Raw genomic sequence first — 6,853 nt, forward strand, 5'->3', positions numbered from 1 at the left:
GTTCAGGCAGGAGCGGTTTGAACGATGAGCGCGTTGCCGTTCTTGACGTCGCGCAGCAGGGCAAGGGTGTCGCCGCTGTGGTTCGCACCAACTTCGAAGGCACTTTTGAGCAACTGGATTTCGGTTGTCAGCTTCAGGAAGAACTCTTCAAGCCGACCGTTGCCACCTCCGCCCAAGGCGTCAGCGAGCTGCTGCTGGTTCCAGATACGCGACGGCCCTGTTGCCTCCAACTCCGGTCCGTCCTCGCCCACAATGCGCAGCCCACCCCAGTGAGAGCCGCCGCCTCTGAACTGCGGAATGTTGGTGGCCCCACCAGCGCGCAGGTTCTCTTGCACTTGCGCGAGGCTGATCCCGTATGCAGCGGCGACGTCCTGCAGCGATGCCCCCGTGGACGTCACAGCGTCCACAAGCTGCTGGGCGGACCAGCCGTCGGCAATCGCTTTGTCTAGGTTGGTCTTGATGGCGCCGTAGTAGTCGGCTTCAGATGCGCCGCCATTCACCTGCGAGTTGTAGAGTGATGACCGGGAGCCACTCGTGGTGGGCTGGTAGCCCGCACCATAGATGGCGTCGAGCTGTGCTCGGCTGGCGTTGCCGATGTATTTGCCGTCCGGGGTGTACATCCGGCCGTCCACATCAACGATATTGCCGCTGCTGGTGTCCCAGCGCGCGAGGTTGTAGTTGCTGTAGCCCATTTGGGCATACGACACAACGTTGTTGTTGGCGACGAGGCCTTCGGGTGTCCACTTGGTTGTTTGCAACCATTCCGTGAACGACTGGCGCTTGCCATCCAGACCAAACTGCTGGGGCCCAAAGTTGTAGAGCTGGTACGCGAGCACGGGGTCGAGCCCAAAGCCCTCCGACGCGAGCAGCTCGTCACGGTTGTTGCGGTAGTAATCCGCCACATCCGTGGGCATCTTGGAGAGATCACTGCGGACGAGCGTTGAGCCGTCGGTGGCGTAGCTGGAGCGGCCTGTGCTGTATACCTGCTCAAGGTCTTTGGCGTATTGAGGGTTGTTCTTGAAAAACAAGTACGACCCAAACTGCTCCTTGTCCGTTGCGTCGTCGGCCCCGTTGTGGACACGCATCCAATCGGGGACTTGGTAGCCCTCGTTCATCAAGACGCGTGGGTCGGCGTTGACGCGAATCCCGGCGTACCAGGCTTTGAATTTTTCAAACGATGTGAGGGCTTCGTCTGCGCCGTAGTTTGCGCGGGGCACTGCGCCGCCGCCTGCCGAGGGAGTAGTGCCACCGCCCACAGTGTTTGCACCACCTGGCTTTGTGCTGCCGTTCTGGAAGTCACCGCGCAGGTTCTCCACCGCTTCAGCGACCGAGGTGATCGCTTCGTAGGTGTTGTTGGCAATCGCGAGGTGATCACGCCAGTATTCCAGCTCTTGGTCCAGCTGGCCGGTCTGAAACTCCAGCTCGCGCACCGTCTTCTGAGCGTCCGTGAGCTGCTTGCCCGCAATGCGCTCCAAGCCCTGCAGGCGCCCCGCCAGCACGTTGGCTGCATAGTCGCGTTCGGCAGCATCACCGCCGAAGTTCGCAACATCCAGCCAGCCGCGCGCGCCAGAGATGGCGTCTGCCAACTCATCAGCGTCGGGCAGGTAGCCCGTTTTCTGCGCGGTCTGCAAGGCCTTCAGGATGAAGTCATTCCCCTGCTGTGCCAGCATGGCGCGGGTTGCGTCGGTTTGGCCGTACAGCTCTCGCACGTTCGAGTGGAGTATGTCCACCAGGCCACCCAGCGTGCTGACGATGTCCTGGGCGGCGTCTAGGCGCGTTTGCAGGGCTTTCTTTTCAGCAGCGACCGAGCGCTCCAACGCCTTCAGGTGGGAATCGCGCTGCTTGTCCAGAGCATCGGTCGCACTCTCCACCGTCTTGGTGATGCTGGCAAAGGCACCGGCATTGGCGATCAGGGCGGCATATGCCTTTCGCCCTTGCTCGCTCATGTCGTTCTCAGCGGCCTTCACCAGCGCGGCGTACTGCGCCCGTGCGTCGGTGGCATCAATGTCCGGCAGCTGTAGGTTCACAGCCGAGAGCGCGTTCTGCAGCACCCGCTGCATGTTCGCCCGCTGCTCATCGGCCGAGACGAAGTTCGTGTAGAAGTTGCTGAGGTTGGTGAGGAAGTTGTCGAACCCGCCAGACACCTCTGCAAGCCCCGAGGCCACATCGAAGCTCACCTCGGCAAGGTGGTCCATGCCCATCGCGTCAAACGCCTGGCGCAGCCGTTTCACGCCCTCGATCTGGGTGTTTACAAAGTTCAGGTACTCGTCGGTCTGTTCAGACGTCAGGGCCTCAAAATCGACGCCCTTGAACTTCTTGGCGATCAGCGCGGGGAACTCTTCGCCCTTCTCGGCGGCGTACTGGGCAGCGGCCTGGATGGACTGCAGCGTCGCCTGCTTGAGGTCCAACGTGAAGTTCTCGACGGCGGTTTTGAAGTCCGGGCTGCGCGTGCTGAACAACTCGTAGAGCGTGCCTGCGTAGTTGTCGCCCTTGCCCGACTCGCCGAATGCCACACCATCGCCCAAGATGCCGCCCGCGAAATTGCCGCCGCGATCCTTGGTGCTGGTCTCTAGTCCGGCAGAGAACCCCGTGAGCGACAGCGAGCTGCCAATGCCCTTGAGCAAGTCATTGATGGTGCTGGCCGTGCCAGCCACCGCGTCGCGCAGTGCCTGCTCATTGGCAACCTTGTCGCCTTCCAGGCGATATGCCTGGCCGTCTGTGAGGCCCACACGCGCACCGTTGGAAAAGTCCCGGTCGAACTGCTGCCCCTCGTAGGTATAGGCCTGGCCGCGCCGCTGGTTGTAGACGCCGCCGTCATACGCCACGCCAAACTGCCCGCCCACACGGGTCTCGCCCTTCGTCTTGCCAATGATCGACGTGAGCGCAGCGATGCCCAGCGCAATCGGCCCCAGTACGCCAGCCATCATCCCGGCGCCCTGGGCCATGGTTGCCGCCGTGCCGCCCGAGGTGAGCATGCCCCAACGAAGGCGACAACGACGGCAGATGCGACAGCCCAAAAAAGGCGTTTGAGCTTTCCCATCACTGCAACTCCATACACTTCTTGTGGCGCTCAAGCTGGCGGGTCCACACGCTCCGGCAGACCTTGTTTCCGGGCGTGCTGCAGTCGAACTCCCAGCGCACTGGCTTGCCCTGGGCATCACGCCTGCTCACGGTCCAGCCCGGCCCCTCCTGGCGGGTGCTGGTCAGCTTGCGGTAGTCGAGAAGGCCATCGCACGCGGGCTTGTAGTTGCCCGCGAGCAGCTCACGCCGCATGGCGGATGTGCGCCAGGCGCCCATGCCGTACTGGTACACCCAGTCAAGGTACAGGTCGTATTCGCCCTGGTGGAGCGCCACGCCAGGCAGGCTGTCGCGGAAAGCTGCCTCATCCTTGGTAATGTGGGTATGCGCCTTGATGAGTGCACGCACTGGGGTGGTGGTGTCGCCCATCTTTACAGGCGCTCCGTTCTCATGAATGGTGCTACCGAAGCCCACTGTGGGGCGGTCGCCTTGGGTGGGGACGATGGCTTTGTCGGTGTAGCTCTCATGCACCACCAGGCCCACCAGCCCGGCCGCTGAGAGCGACATGACTGCGACGATCTGGCGGGGTGTTGTGTTTCCCAGCATTGGTGAGCGCCGCCTGACGTTGGACAATGGTCGTTTCTCACCACCACCAATGCCAACGAAAGGGGCACTCATGAGAGCTTTAACAGAAAACGAAGCGATAGCATTCAGCCACGACGTCATCGGACTTCTCCTGAAGCATCAGGAACATCCGCTAGGCGGGATGCCTCTGGGTTCAGAGGAGGATGCCCAGGACGCAGCGAAGAACATTGCAGCGTTCCGCCGTGCGTTGATCGAAGAGCTGCAGAAGCCTCAATAGCAGCAATGGCGGCCGCATAGACTCGGCCGCCACTTTCACCAAAAGACTGATCGGCTGAGTACCGACAATTCTCCTTCGACCACTCCTGTGCCACGACAAGCGCAACCTGATGCCGCAACCATGCTGCGACCAAAAAACGCAACGCAACAACAGCCGCGAGCAGCTGCACCGTGAAGATGCCCAGGAGGAAAGAAGTGGTGATTCCCATGCCGCGACTGTCGAGGTCGGGGCACAAAAAACTAAGGCCAGCATGTGCTGGCCTGACTAATAAATACTATCTGGCTGGAGGTGCGATTCCCGGCCTTGGTCAAGTGATTTCAAGCAAATCGGCTGGTACACCCACTCGAAATTCTGACATCGGGATTTCTCTGTGCATCAACGAAAAGAGGGCTACGCGTTGACCAACCGTGAGATTAAAAAATAGCTGTTGCAAACTACTGATCGACGCAAAATAGCTGTCTCGTGCGGTCTGAAAGGCATTGTCTAGATGCTGTTTGCGAGCAAGTCCGAGTTCAAAATTTTTCTGCGCATCATTTACCCGCTTGAGCGCACTTTCGAAAACAGAAAAATTCGGACTTTCGGCATCAAGCCTAAGCCAGTACGCGTAATCGTAAAGCTCGCGGAAATTTTTAATCTTCGCATCAAACTGATCCCGACTTTTCTTCAATGACTCTGGCGAATCTAGAAATGCCTTTGGTCCAAGAGGGCGAGAAAAATGGATGATTGGAGCCCAAGGTAGAAACTGCCTGCTGCGTATATCCTCTGCAGCATCTACCTTTGGCTGGAGGGAATCGATGGTCAGCTTGAGTGCTGTGGCAGCGGACTCCCAAGCGGCTCTGGTGGCCTGTAATTTTTGCTCGGCGGCCTCGCAACTCCGAAATGCTGCCAGCAGCTCATTGTGACGGTGCTGTGCATCTGTCGTTGCAGCTTTTAGCGCTCCTGGATCAAGTCGGTAAAAGCCCGCAAGCAGCATATCGGCCTCACTTTTTCTTGAACCAGAAGTGCGTTCAAGCTCAAGTTGGCTGTGTACTCCTTCCAGCCCGAGCTCCCCGCAGAGTACCGCCAGTTGACCTCGGCACCAAGAGTCCCCCCCGTTGAGACTGTCGAAACTGCGCCAGAAGATTTCTTGTGAGTTTTGCTGCATGAGAGAGTTTTTCTGTACTGTTGCCTACGGATTTCCTGGGGAAATTAGCTGCTTGCTGTCGAGCGTCAGCAGCTTGATCCTCCCCGTTTCTTCATCAACGACGCATAGTGCGATCACGCCGACCTCAATGCCCATGCCATTGCGCATACGCACAAGGCGGGAATTTGCATTCCAAAGAAATCGCCTGTCAGCACCACCACGCATGGCGCCCACGTCCGGGACTACGGCGGTCTCTGGATCACGAGCGGCCTGCTTGAGCGTCTTTTGACAAGTGCGGAGCGCCTGCTCTTCGCTTATGGTTTTTCCATACGCCGTACCCAGCGTGCTCAACATGAGCACTGCTGCAGTGATGGCCGCATTGGTTGTCTTCATGGCATGCCTATCGTCAGTTGAATGTCACGCCGCCCCAGCGCACACGACCAAGCACCATGAAATCCCGCTCGGACTCGTCCTCCGAGCCGTCAATCTCAAACGGTGCGTACTCTGGGTTGGCACTGCTGACCCGCAGCACCTTGCCGGGCAAGCGCTGCACTTGCTTGAGCATCAGCGCGCCATCAAGTCGGATGGCATGGATGCCCTCTGTGGTCACGCCCTTGGCGAGAAGGTCCAGCATGGTCGTATCGCGGGAGCGCAGCAATGGCTCCATCGAGTTGCCCACGACGGACACGAGGGCCAGTTCGTTGTGGCTGATACCCAGGTCTTGACGGATGAACTTGGCTTCAAACGGACGCATGGCTACTACCCGCTCAACGTCGCAAAAGACGCCATTGCCAGCTGACATCGCCACATCGAAGTGTGGGACGTAGATGTAGTCGCCCGATTCCACTGCATGAACACTGCGGTCGATCTTGTCGGACTTCACCTTGCCGGTCAGCAGCCACTCTGCCGGACATTTCCCAATCTCAGCCATACGAAGCAGCGCAAACGCATCAGGGATGGTGATGCCGCGTTCGAACTTCCCGATGGTGTTTACGTGGAGATCGAGTTTGCGTGCGAACTCTTCTCGGGTGACGCCTCCACGGCAGGACCGGATTCGTTCACCTAAGGATGCCGCGTAGGCGTCGCGGAGTTCGTTACTAGGTCGGTCCATGGCTTCAACACCTCACAAGGCGATGCAAACATTTTAGTGTGTCCATGAACACATTAAAGCATGCGCAAGTTGAAACAGAAACACCTGCTACCACCACGCGCAGAGAAAGGCAACACTCCACCTGGACTAAATACACTCTTTTGTGTGCATCAAATGCTTGCGAGAACATTTATTTGTGTTTACCATCATGACCATGAACACACAAAAATGTATGCAGCAGACAGATTGGCATCCAGCGGATGTCAAAGCCGCACTCGAAAAGAAAGGTGTGAGCCTTCGTCAGCTCGCCAAAGAGCACGGCTATTCACACTTTCAGCGCGTGCTTTCCACGCATTGGTGGGCTGCTGAGCAAATCGTCGCCGAAGCGTTAGGCAAGCCAGCCAATGAAATCTGGCCCTCGCGTTATCTCGCCCCCCGCGCGAAGGCTCAAGCCAGGACGGTCAAGATCAAGGTGACCAGTTCCGGCCGTATCCGCAAGCAACAGCAACGCACCCAGGTGGCAAAGACGCTTGGCATCAGCCCAGCCACCTTGAGCCAGGTTCTCAACGGCAGCGGGGAATACGGCAAGGGCACGGCCAGCACGGCGCGCGTGGCCGACAAGGTGATCCACACTGTTGGTGCCGATGCAATCTTGACCAGCTAAACCGCAAAGTGCCAATCCAAAATTGACCAGGGTGTTCCACTGACCTGCTGAGAATTTCAGCAGGGATTCAAGGTGATCACCATGGACATGATTGGC

Annotated in this window: 7 protein-coding genes; 2 read left to right on the plus strand and 5 right to left on the minus strand. The window is 58.7% G+C overall.

Annotation, left to right across the window (positions count from 1 at the left end; all coding sequences use genetic code 11):
• Positions 1-2: 2 nt before the first annotated feature.
• Both OIN59_RS11975 and OIN59_RS11980 read right to left on the minus strand, forming a co-directional pair.
• Positions 3-2,975, minus strand: a complete 2,973-nt coding sequence (locus OIN59_RS11975) for a hypothetical protein (protein WP_274110551.1) — start codon at positions 2,973-2,975, stop codon at positions 3-5.
• A gap of 64 nt (positions 2,976-3,039) precedes the next feature.
• Positions 3,040-3,585, minus strand: a complete 546-nt coding sequence (locus tag OIN59_RS11980; RefSeq protein ID WP_274110553.1) for a glycoside hydrolase family protein — start codon at positions 3,583-3,585, stop codon at positions 3,040-3,042.
• On the opposite strand from OIN59_RS11980, the gene OIN59_RS11985 reads away from it, so the two are divergent.
• Positions 3,584-3,880: a hypothetical protein gene (locus tag OIN59_RS11985; protein WP_274110555.1), complete on the plus strand. Its 297-nt coding sequence runs from the start codon at positions 3,584-3,586 to the stop codon at positions 3,878-3,880. The genes OIN59_RS11980 and OIN59_RS11985 overlap by 2 nt on opposite strands.
• Before the next feature lie 307 nt (positions 3,881-4,187).
• Here the strand turns inward: OIN59_RS11985 and OIN59_RS11990 are convergent, their stop codons facing one another.
• The 3 genes from OIN59_RS11990 to OIN59_RS12000 are packed head-to-tail and all read right to left on the minus strand — an operon-like array spanning position 4,188 to position 6,114.
• Positions 4,188-5,024: a hypothetical protein gene (locus OIN59_RS11990; RefSeq protein ID WP_274110557.1), complete on the minus strand. Its 837-nt coding sequence runs from the start codon at positions 5,022-5,024 to the stop codon at positions 4,188-4,190.
• Between the two features lie 24 nt (positions 5,025-5,048).
• Entirely contained in the window at positions 5,049-5,396 is a 348-nt protein-coding gene (locus tag OIN59_RS11995) for a hypothetical protein (RefSeq protein ID WP_274110558.1), read from the minus strand.
• Positions 5,397-5,409: 13 nt separating this feature from the next.
• Complete coding sequence (locus OIN59_RS12000) at positions 5,410-6,114, minus strand: XRE family transcriptional regulator (protein WP_274110560.1); 705 nt, start codon at positions 6,112-6,114, stop codon at positions 5,410-5,412.
• Positions 6,115-6,307: 193 nt separating this feature from the next.
• Between OIN59_RS12000 and OIN59_RS12005 the strand changes: the two genes are divergently transcribed.
• Positions 6,308-6,757 (plus strand): helix-turn-helix domain-containing protein, encoded by a 450-nt coding sequence (locus OIN59_RS12005; RefSeq protein ID WP_274110563.1) that lies wholly within the window; start codon positions 6,308-6,310, stop codon positions 6,755-6,757.
• Positions 6,758-6,853: the final 96 nt, after the last annotated feature.

The organism is Acidovorax benzenivorans (assembly GCF_028680575.1).
In the GTDB taxonomy this organism is placed as follows: Bacteria; Pseudomonadota; Gammaproteobacteria; order Burkholderiales; family Burkholderiaceae_C; genus Acidovorax; species Acidovorax benzenivorans.